A 15,337-nucleotide genomic window follows, 5' to 3' on the forward strand; every position below is an offset into this window, starting at 1 on the left:
GTGTCACCGGCGGTCGTGGTGTCACGTCACGCGTCGTCCGTGCGGTCGTCCCGCTCGGCGAGATCCTGCCCGTACCAGGCGCGCAGCTCCTGCTTCATCGACCGCTGGAACGCGATCACCAGCGCCTGCACCACCAGCGGCTGCATATGGGCCGACAGCGACTTCTTCGCCTTCACCCGCTCCGGACCGGCCTCCGACTCCCGGTCCCGCTGCGGCCCCCACACCTCGTCACGGAACAGCCGCCCCAGCTCCCGCGCCGCGGAGCGGGTGTGGTCCACCACCACGGCGTGGGCCGCCAGTATCGTCTCCAGCTCGATCGGCACGTCCAGCAGCCGCATCCCCAGGTTCAGCACCCGGGGATCGATCCGGAAGACCTCCGGGTCCTCGGTGGGCTCCAGGGCGTCCAGCGCCGCCAGCCGGTCGATGTCCTCCTCCGTCAACTCCCGCCCCGCGCGCCGGGACAGCTCCTCCCGGCTGATCTCCTCGGGGGCGTCCGGGGCCCAGGAGGCCACCATGGCACGGTGGATGGCCAGATCGTCCGGGCTGATGTCCTCCGGGAGCCGGCCAAGATAGCGCTCGATGGCGGCCAGGGTCATCCCGTGGTGCTGGAGCTCCTCGATCAGCGCCAGCCGCGAGAGGTGCTCGGCGCCGTAGCGGCCGACCCGGCGGGGGCCGATCACCGGCGGTGGCAGCAGTCCGCGGGTGCCGTAGAAGCGGACCGTGCGGACGGTCACCCCGGCACGCGCCGCCAGTTCATCGACGGTGAGAGTCGGTTCCTCGGTGTCGGGGGTGGTCATCGGGGCGCGCCTCGCTCTCCGCTGTGCTGCTGCTCCATCGGGTTCATCAGTATTGCTGTCTCATCACCACTGTGAAACCTCTCGCCGCAACCTCGCCATCGGAGGCCGCTGTGAGAACGGTTGACGCCCCACACCTCCGTCAATACTGTGCGATGCCGTTCATCTCTGTTTGATTTCTTCGGAATCTGTGAGGTGAGGTGGGAGTTGAGCACGGCACACGGCAGAACCCACAGCGGCCCCGGCGGCCCGGTCCGGCGGCTGATCGCGGTGGTGCTCGCGATGACCACCGCCGTCGGCCTCGGTCTCACGGCCGCGGACACCGCCACCGGCCGGGCACCGGCCGCCGACGGTTTCCCCGCGGAGGTGCACAGCTATCTCGAGGACCCCGAGCGCACCGGCGAGGGCCAGGAACCCCCGCACGCCCGGCTGCGGCCCGACAGCCCCGACCGGAAGAAGTGGGAGCGCAGCCTCGACGGCCGATGGCGGTTCGCCCTCGCCGACCGTCCCGAGGACGCCCCGCGCGGCTTCTGGAAGGAGGACTACAGCACCTCCGGCTGGCAGAGCGTCCAGGTGCCGCACACCTGGCAGACCGACGACCTCGACCATCCGCTGTTCCGCAACGTACAGAGCGAGATGGCTCCCGACGCCCCGCCGAAGGTGCCGCGCGACATCAACCCCACCGGGGCGTACGTCCGCACCGTCGAGGTGCCCCGGGACTGGGACGGCCGCCGTCAGGTGATCCGCTTCGACGGGGTCACCTCCGGCTGGTTCCTGTGGATCAACGGCCGGTATGTCGGCTACGACCAGGGCGGCTATGTGCCCGCCGAGTTCGATGTGACCGACTATCTGCGTCCGGGCAGTAACCGGATCGCCCTCCAGGTGCACCGCTGGAGCGCCGGGTCCTATCTGGAGGACTACGACCAGTGGCGCTACGCGGGCATCTTCCGCTCCGTGACGTTGTACTCCACGCCCACCACCCGGATGCAGGACGCATACGTCACCACCGACCTCGACGACTCCTACCGGCACGCCACCCTGCGCACCGCGGTGGACATCGCGCGCACCCCGGGCGACACCAGCGGTCCGCACCGGGTCACCGGGGTGCTCTACGACCCCCGGGGGCGTGAGGTGCGGCGGCTGAGCGCCGAGGAGCACAACGGGAAGGCCGAACTCACCGGGAAGATCACCGATCCCGCCAAGTGGTCCGACGAGACGCCGAACCTCTACGCGCTGGTGCTCACCCTGCGCGACCCCGGCGGCAGGGCGGTCCAGACCGTCCGCCAGAGTGTCGGCTTCCGTGAGATCGAGGTCAGGGACAAGCTGCTGAAGCTCAACGGCAAACGTGTCCTGATCCGCGGCGTCAACCGCGCCGAGACCGACCCGGCCACCGGACGGCATGCCACCCGGGCCCGGATGGAACAGGACATCCGGCTGATGAAGCGGCTGAACGTCAACGCCATCCGCACCTCGCACTACCCCTCGGACCCCTATCTCTACGAACTCGCCGACCGCGAGGGCATCCTGATCGACGACGAGATGGAGATCGAGACCCACAGCCACGAGAGCTGCCCGCAGGACTGCCTCGCCGAACGCCCCGAGTGGCGGAAGGCGTTCCTCGACCGCCACCGGGGCATGGTGGAACGCGACAAGAACCATCCCAGCGTCATCCTGTGGGACACCGGCAACGAGGCCGGGCTCGGCAAGGCCCACTACGCCATGGCCGAGTGGACCAAGAAGCGCGAGCCCACCCGTCCGCTCTACCATCAGTCCAACTCGCCGGACGGCGACGCTCCGTTCGCCGATGTGGCCGGACCCCGCTATCCGACCCCGGCCTCCCTGGAGTCCAAGGCCAAGAGCTTCGACAAGCCCATCGTGATGGGCGAGTACGCCCACGCCATGGGCAACAGCCTCGGCAACTTCCGGGAGTTCTGGGAGGTGATGCGGTCCCAGCCGCGCGCCCAGGGCGGCTTCATCTGGGACTGGGCCGAGCAGAACATCCGCCGTCCGCTCCTCACCACCCCCGACTCCTCCGGCAACCACATCGCCGCGAGCCTGTCCGGCAAACCGGAGGTCGTCGACGGCAGCACCGGGGCCACGGGCGACCAGGCCCTGTATCTGTCCGGTCTTGACGACTTCGTCGAGGTCTACCGCGATCCGCGGCTGGACCTCACCGGTACCGCCGTCAGCCTCGACGCCAGGGTCAAGCCCGCCGACCCCTGGACCGGCGACTTCACCATCGTCAGCAAGGGCGATCAGTACGTGCTGCGGATGAAGGACAAGGACACCCTGGAGTTCACCCTCACCAGCCAGGGCAAGCCCCGTACCGTCACCGCCCCCGTCCCCTCCGGCTGGACCGGCGCCTGGCACCGGGTCACCGGCACCTACGACGGCACCGCCCTGCGGCTGTTCGTGGACGGTGCGCAGCTCGCCGAGACCGCCTGGAGCGGCCGGATCGACTACACCGGCTTCGACCTCGGCATCGGCCGCAACAACGACGCCATGGAGGACGGCTGGACCGGACGCACCGCCAAGGGCACCATCGACCGGGTCCGGGTCTATGACACCGCCCTCGGCCCGGCCCGGCTGGCCGCGGACGAGGACCCCAAGCACAGCGCCCTGATCGCGCTGGACTTCGACCACGTCACCCGCGAGGGCAGCTATCTCTCCTACGGACTCTACGAGTCCGGGGTCGACGGACTCGTCACCGCCGACCGCCGCCCCGAACCCGAAACCGCCCAGCTCGCCTGGGTGCAGTCACCGATCCGGATCAGCGAACCGTCCTCCGGTGGCGGCGCCCGCTCCGGCGCGGTCACGGTCACCAATGAGCGCGCCTTCACCGGCACCCCGGACCTCACCCTGCGCTGGAAGGTGACCGAAGGCGCCAGAACCGTGGCCGACGGCAGCCACACCCTGGACGTCGGCCCCGGCGCGAGCGAGCGGATCCAGCTCCCGGCCCCGCCCGCCAACCCCGGCGGATACGAGCGCCACCTCACCGTTCAGGCCGTCACCGCCCGCACCACCGACTGGGCGAAGGCCGGACACGTGGTGTCCTTCGGCCAGTTCGCGGTCGGCGGCGACAAGGTCCCCGAACCCGCCGCCCGCCCGGACGGCGGCCCGGCCGAGGCCACCGGGAGCGGTGACACCGTCCGCGTCACCGGCAAGGGCTTCCGCTACACCTTCGACAAGAAGCAGGGCGCTCTCACCTCGATGCGCGCGGACGGCCGCGAACTGCTGCGCTCCGGGCCCGAACTGGACGCCTGGCGCGCCCCGATCAGCAACGAGCGTTCCGACTGGGGCACCGCGGAGGGCAAACGCTGGCGCGCCCTGGGCCTGGACCGGCTGCGCACCACCGTGGACGGGGTGGAGGTGACACCCGGCGACGACGGCACGGTCACCGTGACCGTCCGCTCCACCGCCGCCGCCCCCGACGTCAGCGGCGCGTCCTTCGGCCAGACCGTGGCGTACCGGATCGACGGCTCCGGCGCGATCCGGGTACGGCACCGGGCCGAGGCACGCGGTGACTTCCGCACGCTGTCCTATCTGCCGCGGATCGGGCTGAAGCTGCGGGTGCCCCAGCGGTACGACACCTTCCGGTGGTACGGCCGCGGCCCGGTGGAGAGCTTCAACGACCGCAAGGACGGCACCCCCATGGGGGTGTGGTCCTCCTCGGTGAAGGACCAGTACGTGGAGTATCTGAAGCCGCAGGACCACGGCAACCACGACGATGTGCGCTGGGCGTCGCTCACCGACGGCCGCGGCGGCGGACTGCTGGTCTCTGGTGACCTCGAGGTGGCCGCCACCGCGTACGACGATCTCGACCGCGCGGCCTATCCGCACTTCCTGAAGCGCAACGACGGCTGGCACACCCTGCACGCCGACCACGCGGTCACCGGCGTGGGCGATACCCCCAACCCGGTCCGCGACCCGTACCGGGTGAAGGCCGACCGGGCCTACGACTACACCCTGACCCTGCGCCCGCTCGGCACCGGCGCGGCGGCGCATACTGGAAGGAGCAGCGACCAGTCGTGAACCCCGCGGGCCGGGCGCGTCCCGGCCCGCCGTCCTCCGATCGACGATGACCGAGCACGGACCCCGCCCCACCGGCGTGGACCACCGGCCGCCACCCGTCGGCGGCATCCTGTGGTCCATCGCGGGGGAGGTGCGCAGTGTGCTCGCCCTCCCGGCCGCGCTGACCATGCAGGTGGCGCATCCGGCCGTGGGGGCGGGCGTGGACCAGCACTCCGTGTTCCGCACCGATCCGTGGGGGCGCGGTGAGCGCTCGCTGCGCTCGGTGCAGCTGTGGGTCTACGGCGGGGACCGGGCCGCGGCGGAGGGCCGCAGACTGCGCGCCCTCCATCGCGATATCCGCGGTACGGACGCCGAGGGCCGTCCGTACCGCGCGCTCGACCCCGAGCTCTACCGCTGGGTGCACGCCACCGGCTACCCGGTCTATCTGCGTGCCCAGCACTATCTGGGCGCCCGCCCCTTCACCGTCGCCGAGGAGCGCGCGCTGTACGCCGAGTGGCGATATGTCGGCCGAGTGCTGGGCATCGCCGACCACGAGCTGCCGCGCAGCGTCGAGGAGTTCTGGACGTACTACCGGGCGGTGGTGCGCGAGCGGCTGGAGCCCACACCGGTCGCCCGTGAACTGGCCGCCCCCGACGCGTCCGTCCCCGCCCCCGGCCCGCTGCCGCTGCGGCTTCTCTGGCCGGGTCTGCGCCCGCTGTTCACCCGCTTCCGCGCCTTCCTCACCACCGGGCTGATGCCGCCGGACGCCCGGGCGGCCATCGGCCTGGAGTGGACGGATGCCCAGGAGCGCAGGCTGCGCTGGTTCGGCCGGGTGGTGCGGGTGACCGTACCGCTGCTGCCGGAGCGGCTGCGCTATCTGCCGATCGCGCGTGCGGCGCGGGCCGGTGCGCGCCGGGCGGGCTGAGCTCTCCCGCCCGCCCGGCGCTGGTGTCCGGGCCGGTGTCAGTGCCGGTGGGCGCTGTGCGTGGCCTGGATCCGGTCCCACGACTTCGGCTTCGCCACGGCCTTGGCCGGGCTGACCGCCGCCGCCTTCGCGGCCGACGCGGCGGGCTTGGCCGGGGTGTACAGCCAGGTCTCGAAGAGCTCGTCGAGCGGCTTGCCGGACACCTTCTCGGCGAAGGTGATGAAGTCCCGCACCGAGGCGTTGCCGTACCGGTTCTTCGCCGTCCAGCCCTTGATGATGGCGAAGAAGTCCTTGTCGCCGACCTTGTTGCGCAGCGCCTGGAGGGCCAGCGCGCCCCGGTCGTACACCGCGCCGTGGAACTGGTTCTCCGCGCCCGGGTCGGCCGGCTTCACCGTCCAGAACGGGTCGTCCGCCGGGTAGGAGGCGTAGGTGTAGTCCGCCAGCTCCTGCGCGGTGCCCTCGCCCTCCTTCTCCGACCACAGCCACTGGGCGTAGGAGGCGAACCCCTCGTTGATCCAGATGTCCCGCCAGTCCTTCAGCGAGACGCTGTCGCCGAACCACTGGTGGGCCAGCTCATGGACGACCACCGAGGCGTTCGCGCCCCGGGAGAACTGGCGCGGGCTGTAGAACGGCCGGGTCTGGGTCTCCAGCGCGAACCCGGTGGGCACGTTCGGCACATAGCCGCCCAGCGCCTCGAAGGGGTACGGGCCGAAGACGGTGGACTCCCAGTCCACGATCTCCGCCGAGCGCTCCACGCTCGCCCGCGCCGCGCCCGCGTTGTCGCCGAGGTCCTTGCTGTAGGCGTTGATGACCGGCAGGCCGCTCGCGGTGGTGTCCTTGGTGATGTCGAACTTGCCCACCGCCAGCGTGGTCAGATACGTGGCCTGCGGTTTGGCGGAGCGCCAGTTGTACCGCGTCCAGCCCAGCTTGGAGGAGGTCGACTGGAGGGTCCCGTTGCTGATCGCCTGGGTCCCGTCCGGGACCGCCACCGACACGTCGTACGTGGCCTTGTCCAGCGGATGGTCATTGCTGGGGTACCACCACCACGCCGACTCCGGCTCACCGGCCGCCACCGCCCCGTCGGGGGTGCGCAGCCAGGCGGTGAACCCGCTCGCCTCCACCTTCGACGGGGTGCCGTGGTAGCGCACCACCACGGTGAAGGGGCGGCCCTTGTCCAGCGGCGCGGCCGGGGTGATCTCCAGCTCGTGGTCGCCGGTCGCGGTGAACGCCGCCTTCTTCCCGCCCACCAGCACCTCGCTCACATCCAGCGCGAAGTCCAGGTTGAAGCGCGACAGATCCTGGGTGGCGGTGGCCAGGACGGTCGTCGTGCCCTCCAGCCGGTCCGTCGTCGGCTGGTACTTCAGCCGCAGGTCGTAGTGGGAGACGTCGTACCCGCCGTTGCCGTACGAGGGGTAGTAGGAATCCCCGACGCCGGGGGCGCCCGGGGTGGCATCGGCCGCCGACGCCGGGATCGCCAGCAGCAGGCAGGCCGCGGCCGCACCCGGAACGAGAAGTCTGTGGTGACGCACGAGTCCTCCAACTCGTAGGGGAGAACGATCACTCGCGACTCTATGTACTCCCGGCTGGTTCCGCCCGCCCATCCCGCTTTCTGACATGTAATCGACATCCAGCCGACATACCGTCAGGTGCGGAACCGTCAGTTCCGGTGCGCGCCTCTTCTGCCCGGGAGTTGACTCGCGCTACCGTCCGGCCGTGCTGCTACCGAGGCGGAAATCCCGCATCCACCGGACCACGCTGATCCTGTTGTCGGTCACCGCACTGCTGGCCGCCGCCGTCACCCTGCTGCCCCCGCTGGGCGCCCAGGCCGCCCATGCGGCCACCGCCGGAGCCCGGGAGAGCAGACCCGTCTACTCCTACGACCACGCCATACGTGAGTCCGTATGGGTGGACACCAGGGTCGACGGCGACGCGGACGGAAGGACCGACCGCGTCGCCGTCGACATCGTGCGGCCGCGCGAACCCGCCCAGGCGGGTCGCCGCATCCCCGTCATCATGGACGCCAGCCCGTACTACGCCTGCTGCGGACGCGGCAACGAGAGCCAGACCAAGACCTATGACGCGGCCGGGAACCCGGTGCGGTTCCCGCTCTTCTACGACAACTACTTCGTACCGCGCGGCTACGCCACCGTCCTGGTCGACCTCGCCGGAACCAGCCGCTCCGACGGCTGTGTGGACATCGGCGGCCGGTCCGACATCCAGTCCGCGAAGTCCGTCGTCGACTGGCTGAACGGCCGGGCCCGCGGCTACGACGCCCCCAGCGGCGGCAGAGCCGTCCAAGCCACCTGGTCCAACGGCGCCACCGGCATGATCGGCAAGAGTTACGACGGCACCGTGGCCAACGGGGTGGCCGCCACCGGCGTCAAGGGGCTCAAGACCATCGTGCCCATCGGCGCCATCTCCTCCTGGTACGACTACTACTTCGCGCGAGGAGCGCCCCTCTTCGACTCCGGCCCCGACGCCCTCGCCGATGCCGTCGAGAGCGACGCCGCCCGCGGGCGCTGCGCGGCCGTGCAGCGGCGGCTGGTCGAGGGAGCGCCGCGGACCGGCGACTGGACCGCGCTGTGGAGCGCCCGCGACTACGTACCCGACGCCCGCAAGGTCCGCGCCAGCGTGTTCGCCGTCCACGGCATGCAGGACCTCAACGTCCGCACCAAGCACCTCGGACAGTGGTGGAACGCGCTCTCCCGCGCGGGTGTCGAGCGCAAGATCTGGCTCTCCCAGGCGGGACATGTCGACCCGTTCGACTTCCGGCGCGGGCACTGGGTGCGCACCCTGCACCGCTGGTTCGACCACTCCCTCATGGGCATCGACAACGGCATCGAGCGTGAACCGATGGCCGATGTCGAGCGCGCCCCCGACCAGTGGTCCACCGATCGCGTCTGGCCCCCGTCCGGCACCCGGCAGACCACTCTGCGCCCGCGCGGTGGCGACACCCCCGGCGTCGGCGTCCTCGGCACCCGGCGGGCCGCGCCCGGTACGACCGAGACCTTCACCGACAACCCCGCGCTGAGCGAGGCCGACTGGGCCGCGCAGCTCGGACGGTCCACCCCGGACAAGGCGGGCTTCACCACCGGACCGCTGCGCAGACCGCTGCGGCTGTCCGGCTCGGGCACGGTGACCGTCACCGCCACCCCCTCCACCACCAGCGCCCATCTCTCCGCGGTCCTGGTCGACGTCGGCCCGGCCACCATCCGTCACTACACCGGGGACGGCGAGGGGATCGTCACCCACGAGCGGCGCACCTGCTGGGGGAGCAGCACGGAGGGTGACAGCGCCTGCTTCAAGGAGACCGCCGCCGATCCCGCCCAGGTCGACCACACGGTCGTCAGCCGCGGCTGGGCCGACCTCGGCACCTACGCCGGTGACGGCAAGGGCCGCCCGCTGACCCCGGGCGAGCGCTACACCCTCACCCTCGATCTCGCCGCCACCGACCACATCGTCCCGGCCGGACACCGGCTCGCCCTCATCGTCGCCGGGACCGACGCGGGCCTCATCGAACCGCCGGACACCACCCCGAAGCTGACCCTCGATCTGCACCGCACCTCCGCCCGGCTGCCGCTGGTCGGCGGAGCACCGGATGCCACCACCGGATCCCCGCCCGCCGGGCTGCTGAAGAAGGGGGTCGCCGAGCCGGAGCCGGGGCGGCAGGGCGACCGTATGCCCTCCGCACGCACCACCGGCTGAACCCCTGCCACGCGGTGCCCGGCGCCCGCCGGGCACCGCGTTCCCCCCAGGCTGCCGAGGAGGCACCGTTCATGCCCTCGTCCTCTCGTGTGCTGCGTACCGCGATCTGCGGAACCATGGGCGCGGTTCTGACCGGATCCGTATGCATCGCCCCCGCACACGCACAGCCCTCCCCTCCCCGCACCGGTTTCGAGACCAGCCACGGTGCCCGCTGGACCTCCGAGGCGGAGGAGACGGACTTCCTGGCCACGGTCGACAAGGCGAGCCCCCGTATCGCCATCGACCGGATCGGCACCACCGCCCAGGGCCGCCCGCTGCGCCTGGTCCGGATCGGGGCGGCCACCGCTCCCGCCGACCCCGCCCACGCCACCCGCAACACCATGCTGCTCATCTGCTCACAGCACGGTGATGAACCGTCCGGCCGTGAGGCGTGTCTGTCCACCGTCCGCCGCCTCGCCTATGCCAGGGACTCCGCCACCCGCCACTTCCTGGAGCGCACCAACGTCCTGGTGGTGCCCACCGCCAACCCGGACGGCCGCGCAGCCGGCACCCGCACCAACTCCCAGACCATCGACATCAACCGCGACCACATCGAGCTGACATCCGCCGAGGCCCGCACCATGGCGGCCGTGATCCGTGACTGGGCCCCCGACACCGTCTACGACCTGCACGAGTACACCCCCACCGCCCCGTACTACAGGAAGGATGTGCTCACCCTGTGGCCGCGTAACCTCAACACCGCGGATACCGTGCACCACGAGGGGCGGACCCTGTCCAACTCCTATGTCCGGCCGCGGGCCGTGGCCGCGGGCTACTCCGTCGGGGACTACGGGATCTGGACCGACCCGGAGACCGGCGAGCCCATCAAGCAGACCGCCGGAGACGACCAGGAACGGATCCTGCGCAACACCCTCGGGGCCAAGAACTCCGTGGGGCTGCTGGTGGAGACCCGCGCCGAAGCCCTCACCGACGAGGAGGAGGCCGACCCCGCGCTCAACAACCGGCGGCGGGTCCTCTCACACCTCGCCTCCCTGGATGGCGCCTTCGACTATGTGAAGGAGCGGCGCGGCCGGATCGAGGCCGCCACCACGGCCGCCCGCCTCGCCGGATACGCCGACCGCGGTCCGGTGTACTTCGGCGGCGCCGACAACGACCCGGCCGAGGAGAGCGAGATACTCCAGGACCCGCCGTGCGGCTACCGGCTGGACGCCGCGCAGTACGGCGAGGTCACGGACGAACTGGCGCTCCACGGAGTGCGGGTGCGCCCCGATTCCGGCTCCGGCGGGGGTGTGCTCGTCACCCTGCGCCAGTCCGCGCGTGCGCTGGTACCGCTGCTGCTGGACGAACGTGCCGCGTACCACCTCACCACCGGACGGCCCGCGGACCATTGCTGACCGCCTGACCTGCCGATACAGGACATTGCGCGGCGGTGGAAAAAGGGCATGCCTCCCCAACTACTGGGTAGCCGCAAACTCGTTGACCAAACGTCGTTGAACATCCTGTGAAAGGTTTTTGCGTGACGGAGACAGGTAAGACCACGGGGGACGCCAAGGGCGGTCCTCCGGGTACAACGGGTAAGACCGGAAGTCCGGGGAGCCCGGAGCAGTCCCGGGCCCCTCAGACGGACCGCGTGGTGTTCGGCGTCTCCGCCGCGCTCACGCTCGCCTTCGTCATCTGGGGCGCGGCCGCCACCGACACCCTGGAGGACGCCTCGGCGGACCTGCTGTCCGGGCTGATGCACAACGGCGGGTGGGCCTTCGTCCTCGTCGCGTCGGGCTTTGTGATCTTCGCTCTGTGGCTGGCCATGAGCCGCTACGGCAAGATCACGCTCGGCGAGCAGGGCGAGGAGCCCGAATTCCGCACCGTCTCATGGGTCGCGATGATGTTCAGCGCGGGCATGGGCATCGGGTTGATGTTCTACGGCGTGAGCGAGCCGCTGTCGCACTTCGTGAGTCCGCCGCCGGGCACCGACCCCAAGGGCGCGGCCGAGGCGATGGAAACCGCCATGTCGACCACGCTCTTCCACTGGACGCTGCATCCGTGGGCGATCTACGCGGTGGTCGGGCTGGCCATCGCGTACAGCACCTTCCGGCGCGGCCGTCGCCAGACCATCAGCGCCGTCTTCACCCCGCTCATCGGCCGGCGCCACGCGAACGGCTGGGTCGGCCGGCTCATCGACATCCTCGCCATCTTCGCCACCCTCTTCGGCTCCGCCGCCTCGCTGGGCCTGGGCGCGCTCCAGATCGGCAGCGGTGTCGAGGTGCTGGGCTGGAAGAGCGATGTGGGCACCTCGCTGTTGGTGGCCGTCATCGCGATCCTCACGGCGGCGTTCATCGCCTCCGCCGTCTCCGGTGTCGCCAAGGGCATCCAGTGGCTGTCCAACATCAATATGGTGCTGGCGCTGTTCCTGGCCGTCTTCGTGTTCGTCGCGGGCCCGACGATCATCATCCTCGATCTGCTGCCCACCTCGATCGGCAGCTACCTCGGCGATCTGCCGCAGCTCATGGGCCGCACCGAGGCCACCGGCGGCAAGTCGGTCGCCGACTGGCTGAGCAGCTGGACGGTCTTCTACTGGGCCTGGTGGATCTCCTGGACGCCGTTCGTCGGCATGTTCATCGCCCGCATCAGCCGCGGCCGCACCATCCGGCAGTTCGTGGGCGGTGTGATCCTGGTGCCGAGCACCGTCAGTCTGCTGTGGTTCGCGATCTTCGGCGGTTCGGCGATGAAGCTGGAGGCCGCGGGCCGGCTGGGCAAGGAGACCACGCCCGAGGGCCAGCTCTTCGGTGTGCTCGACCAGTACCCGATCGCGGGCGTGATGAGCGTCCTGGTGATGATCCTCGTCGGCATCTTCTTCGTCTCCGGCGCCGACGCGGCGTCCATCGTGATGGGCACGCTCTCGCAGAAGGGCGCCTTCGAACCCACCCGGTTCGTCGTGGTCTTCTGGGGTGTGGTCACCGGTGGCGTCGCGGCCATCATGCTGATGATCGGCGGTGGCGAGGAGGACGCGTTGAAGGGCCTCCAGAATCTGACGATCCTGGTGGCCGCGCCGTTCACCCTCGTGATGGTGGGGCTCTGCTGGGCCCTGATGCGGGATCTGCGCCGTGACCCGCTGATCGTCCGGGGCGAGAAGGGCGAGGCGGCGGTCGAGATGGCCGTCATCGCCGGACACGAGAAGTACGACGGCGAGTTCGAGCTCCGGATCGGCCCGGCCACCCCGCCCGACCCTCCGCAGGACGGCGAAGGCGCGGACAGCCCGGTCGACCCCGCCCCCGCGGGCACGGCATAGCCAAGGCTCCGCGGGAGCCGCACGGCGGCATCCCAACGGCCCGTCCCGGTGCCCCACACCGGGACGGGCCGTACGCATGCCTCGCCCACCACCGGCCGGTTGACGCCGACGGCGGCTCGGCGGGGGCCACGTCCTCCGCCGTTCCAGCGGGACGGCGCCGCCCGACCGGTCAGGGCGGCCGGGTGCCGCTCCGTCGGGCTGGTGGCGGGGACCTGGTTGCCCGTCCACGGGCGTAGTCCGGTCGTGGCCGCGGCCCGGCGGGGCGGGCTGTGGCGGGGGACGTTGCACGACCCCCGCCGTTCCGGCGGCAGGGCGTAGTCTGCCCCGGTCAGGCCAGACGGGCCACCTCGTGGGCACAGCCCCAGGACACGGTGACGCCCGCGCCGCCGTGTCCGTAGTTGTGCACGACGCGGGCCCCGTCGGGCAGTTGCTCGCTCTCCAGCCGTACTCGGGAGCGCGCCGGGCGCAGGCCCACCCGGTGGGCCAGCACCTGCGCGTCCGCCACCCGCGGATGCACACGGGCGCAGCGGGCGACGATCGCCTCGGCCGTCGCCGGGTCCGGCTCCAGGCCCCGGGCGTTCTCGCGTGCGGTGCCGCCGAGCACCAGCCCGTACGGCTGCGGCAGGGCGTACAGCGTGTCCGGGGAGTTGTCGTCCGCGGCCACCAGCCACTCCTCGACCCCCGGGTTCTCCACGACCACCAGCTGCCCCTGCACCGGGTGCACCCCGGTGTCCGGCACCAGCTCCCGCGCGCCCAGGCCCGTGCAGTTGACCACCAGCGGGGCCGCGCGTCCGGCCTCGGCCAGGGAGGTCACGGTGCGCTGCTCGACCGTGCCGCCCGCCGCCTCCAGACGGCGCCCCAGATAACCGAGATATGTCGGCATGTCGACCAGCGGAACACGCGCCCGCAGCCCCACCGAGAAGCCCTCCGGCAGCTCGTCGGGACGCGCCGGGCGCAGCCCCGGCACCTCCGCCGCCCAGGTCCCCAGCTCCTCCACGGCGAGCCCTGCCTGTGTCCCCTCGGCCAGCCGGACCCCGGTCTCCTCCGGCCGGGCGGCCAACTCGGTGAATGTATGCAGCGCGTCGACGGACCAGGCGGCCACCTGCTCCTCCGGCTCGATGCGGTACGGCCACCACAGCCCCCCGGCCACCGCCGAGGTGGTGCGCCCGGCCGGGTCGCGGCTCCACACCGCTACCCGGCGGCCACCCTCGGCCAGCACGATGGCGCTGGTCAGGCCGATGACCCCAGCGCCGATGACAATCGCGTCGCATGGCATGCCCCGGAGGCTATCTCCGGGGTGGGGGTCCGGCGCCAGACCGTGTCCCGCCGCGTCCCGCGCGTCTCCTCCCCATAACTCCCTACTCCGGATATATCCCTGATCAGCCGCTACAGGCGAGTCGCGGTGTCCATGCGCCGATGAGTGAATACTTGGGCCATGACCTCCGAGTACGTGACCTTCGGACTGACACCGGCCGTACGCCCCGGCGGTGTCCCGGCCGACGGCGCGTATCAAATGCACCGTGATTTCCTGGACTTCACCGTGGACGGCAGCTCGCTGCTGTCGTGCCTCGACGACTTCGACGACCTCGACGCCGTCTCGCCGCTCACCTCCGACCTCGACCCCGCCGTCTTCACCGGGCAGGTCCGCGGACTGCTGCTGGACACGGACCCGCCGCTCGACGGCGGCCGGTTCGTGATCTACGGCTGTCCGGAGTGCGAGGGCCTGGAGTGCGGAGCGGTCACCGCCGTCATCGAGCGGGACGGGCCGGACGTGGTCTGGCGGGACTTCGCCTGGCAGACGGACCACACCGCCCCCGACGTCGAACGCGACGGCTTCCATGGCGTCGGCCCCTACCGCTTCCACGGCGACCAGTACCGCACCGAGCTGAAGCGGCTGCTCACCGACGACGGCCCGGACAGCCGTCCGGCACCCCGGGCACTGCTCGTCGGCCGCCGCGCCGCGGTCCTCGCCAAGCTGGCCGCCGCACTGCGGCGCATCGGCATCGGCGCCGAGATCACCCTCGACGCGGCGGGGGCGCATCCGGACGAGCTGCGCAAGTACGGTGCGGTGGTCTTCGGCCGCGCGGTGGGCCGGGACCAACGCGACGCGGTGCGGGACGCCTGCGCGGCGGCGCGGGCTGACGTGGTCTTCCTGACGGGGCTCGCGCCCATCGTCCCGCTGCTGGTCGCCCAGGTGGAACAAGCCCTGGACCGCAGGCCGTTCGACCGCCGCAGGCTCACCGGTCTGCATGCGTCGGGCACCGAGGCCGTCATCGAGGTGGCATCCCCGTGCCGGGTCCGGCTGGAGGCCCACCGCCTGGACCGTTTCTCCCGTCCGCGGACGCGTGAGGTGTTCGACGGCCCGCTGGGTCCGGGCACCCATCGCCTCACCCTGGACGCCCGCGCCGTGCGCGGCGAGGCGTACGTCGTCGCCCGTACCCGGGACGCGGTGCTGGTGACCCCTGTGGCGCGCTAAGCGCTCCGCGGGAAGTGCCGCGAGGTGCCGTCATGCGTCTGCGGCTGCGTCTGCGTCGTGGCTGGTCGCCCACGCGGCGGAGCCGCACATCGACACAGCCGCGGCGGAGCCGCATATCGACACAGCCCCGCGCCCCTGCG

At 71.5% G+C, this 15,337-nt stretch carries 9 protein-coding genes; 6 read left to right on the forward strand and 3 right to left on the reverse strand.

Annotated features, from left to right (window positions below):
* Nucleotides 1-26 precede the first annotated feature (26 nt).
* Nucleotides 27-797 (reverse strand): MerR family transcriptional regulator, encoded by a 771-nt coding sequence (locus JK363_RS30620; RefSeq protein ID WP_201880012.1) that lies wholly within the window; start codon nucleotides 795-797, stop codon nucleotides 27-29.
* 204 nt (nucleotides 798-1,001) lie between these two features.
* On the opposite strand from JK363_RS30620, the gene JK363_RS30625 reads away from it, so the two are divergent.
* Both JK363_RS30625 and JK363_RS30630 read left to right on the forward strand, forming a co-directional pair.
* Nucleotides 1,002-4,826, forward strand: a complete 3,825-nt coding sequence (locus JK363_RS30625) for a glycoside hydrolase family 2 TIM barrel-domain containing protein (protein WP_236076220.1) — start codon at nucleotides 1,002-1,004, stop codon at nucleotides 4,824-4,826.
* Nucleotides 4,827-4,872: 46 nt separating this feature from the next.
* Complete coding sequence (locus JK363_RS30630) at nucleotides 4,873-5,730, forward strand: oxygenase MpaB family protein (protein WP_201880014.1); 858 nt, start codon at nucleotides 4,873-4,875, stop codon at nucleotides 5,728-5,730.
* A 38-nt stretch (nucleotides 5,731-5,768) separates the two neighbouring features.
* Here JK363_RS30630 and JK363_RS30635 read toward each other — a convergent pair whose 3' ends face one another.
* Nucleotides 5,769-7,259 (reverse strand): M1 family metallopeptidase, encoded by a 1,491-nt coding sequence (locus JK363_RS30635; RefSeq protein ID WP_307821923.1) that lies wholly within the window; start codon nucleotides 7,257-7,259, stop codon nucleotides 5,769-5,771.
* Between the two features lie 184 nt (nucleotides 7,260-7,443).
* On the opposite strand from JK363_RS30635, the gene JK363_RS30640 reads away from it, so the two are divergent.
* The 3 genes from JK363_RS30640 to JK363_RS30650 all read left to right on the forward strand — a co-directional run bounded on the left by JK363_RS30640 (nucleotide 7,444) and on the right by JK363_RS30650 (nucleotide 12,721).
* Nucleotides 7,444-9,435 (forward strand): Xaa-Pro dipeptidyl-peptidase, encoded by a 1,992-nt coding sequence (locus JK363_RS30640; protein WP_307821925.1) that lies wholly within the window; start codon nucleotides 7,444-7,446, stop codon nucleotides 9,433-9,435.
* 71 nt (nucleotides 9,436-9,506) lie between these two features.
* A complete protein-coding gene (locus tag JK363_RS30645; protein ID WP_201880017.1) occupies nucleotides 9,507-10,829 on the forward strand; it encodes a M14 family metallopeptidase in 1,323 nt (440 codons plus the stop codon).
* Between the two features lie 122 nt (nucleotides 10,830-10,951).
* Nucleotides 10,952-12,721 (forward strand): BCCT family transporter, encoded by a 1,770-nt coding sequence (locus JK363_RS30650; RefSeq protein WP_201880020.1) that lies wholly within the window; start codon nucleotides 10,952-10,954, stop codon nucleotides 12,719-12,721.
* Nucleotides 12,722-13,049: 328 nt separating this feature from the next.
* Here JK363_RS30650 and JK363_RS30655 read toward each other — a convergent pair whose 3' ends face one another.
* Nucleotides 13,050-13,997, reverse strand: a complete 948-nt coding sequence (locus JK363_RS30655) for an FAD-dependent oxidoreductase (RefSeq protein WP_201880023.1) — start codon at nucleotides 13,995-13,997, stop codon at nucleotides 13,050-13,052.
* Nucleotides 13,998-14,156: 159 nt separating this feature from the next.
* Here JK363_RS30655 and JK363_RS30660 point away from each other — a divergent pair, with 159 nt between their 5' ends.
* Complete coding sequence (locus tag JK363_RS30660; RefSeq protein ID WP_201880026.1) at nucleotides 14,157-15,197, forward strand: oxidoreductase; 1,041 nt, start codon at nucleotides 14,157-14,159, stop codon at nucleotides 15,195-15,197.
* Nucleotides 15,198-15,337 lie beyond the last annotated feature (140 nt).

The organism is Streptomyces coffeae, from assembly GCF_016741875.1.
Classification (GTDB): domain Bacteria; phylum Actinomycetota; class Actinomycetes; order Streptomycetales; family Streptomycetaceae; genus Streptomyces; species Streptomyces coffeae.